Annotated in this window: 2 protein-coding genes; both read right to left on the minus strand. The window is 64.4% G+C overall.

All coding sequences use genetic code 11. From position 1 onward, the window contains the following. On the minus strand, positions 1–663 hold the full coding sequence (locus HTS88_RS21965) for a DUF3618 domain-containing protein (RefSeq protein ID WP_174182320.1): 663 nt from the start codon (positions 661–663) through the stop codon (positions 1–3). After that, on the minus strand, positions 660–983 hold a 324-nt coding region (locus HTS88_RS21970), incomplete at its 5' end, for a phage holin family protein (protein WP_174182322.1). The genes HTS88_RS21970 and HTS88_RS21965, both read right to left, overlap by 4 nt.

The following is a 983-nucleotide window of genomic DNA, read 5'->3' on the forward strand; positions in this document are numbered from 1 at the left end:
TTAGGTGTTTTTGACGTTTGAGGTGGCGTCGGTGGCGCGGTCTTTGACGTCGGTGGCGGCGTGTTGGCCTTCTGCTTTGACGTTTTGGGCGGCGTCGGTGGCGGTGGCCTTGACGTTTTCCATGGCTTCCTGGGCGGGTTCCTTGAGGTCCTGGACCATGTCTTTGGCGGCGTCGGTGACCTGGGTGGCCAGGGGCTGGGCGGCGGTTTTGAGCTGGTCCGCGGCTTCGCGTTCTTTTTGGCTGGCCGGGATCAGGGAGGAGATCAGCATGCCGGCGCCGAAGGCGATCAGGCCTGCGGCCAGGGGGTTGCCCTGGGTTTTGGCTTTGACCTGGTCCGGTGCGTTGGAGATCGCTGTTCCTGCGTCGCCGAGTTTGGCCGCGGCGGTGTCCTTGGCTCCGTGCAGGGTGTCCCCGGTGGAGTGCAGTGCGTTGCCGGTGTGTCCGGCGCCGGTGTGGACGGTGTTGTGGACGGTGGTGTTGGCTGAGTCTGCTGCGCCCATGATTTTCTCCTTGACCCCGCTGACAGTGTCTTTGAGCTTGTCGGTTTGGCGGTGGACGATGTTGGATGGGGTGACTTTGTCTGCCACGGCGTCGACGTTGGTGCCCAGGCGTGCGCGGGTGGCTTCTATGTCTGAACGGATTGCGTCCGGGTTATCGCTCATCGGTTTACCTCACCTGGTTTTAGGGTTGGGGGTATTTCGGACAGGGTTTCCCCGGTCTGGGGCAGGCCTTTGACCTGTTTGAGTTCCTTGCGGCCGATCGAGGCCAGGACCGCGGCGATGATGCCCCAGACCACGGCGACGATCAGGGCGGCCCAGCCCAGCGGCATCAGGGCGCCCAGGGCGAACATCAGGCCCAGGGACAGGAAGAGAAGGACGAAGTGTCCTGCCACGCCTGCCCCGGCGAGCATGCCCGAGCCCTTGCCGGCCTTCGTGGCCGACTGCTTCAGCTCGGCCTTGGCCAGCTCGACTTCCTGGCGCAT

The organism is Pseudarthrobacter oxydans, assembly GCF_013314975.1.
In the GTDB taxonomy this organism is placed as follows: domain Bacteria; phylum Actinomycetota; class Actinomycetes; order Actinomycetales; family Micrococcaceae; genus Arthrobacter; species Arthrobacter oxydans.

Bases quoted from the DNA above. Each gene is read 5' to 3' on its own strand.
- HTS88_RS21965 (WP_174182320.1), bottom strand. From the start codon at position 663: ATGAGCGATAACCCGGACGCAATCCGTTCAGACATAGAAGCCACCCGC.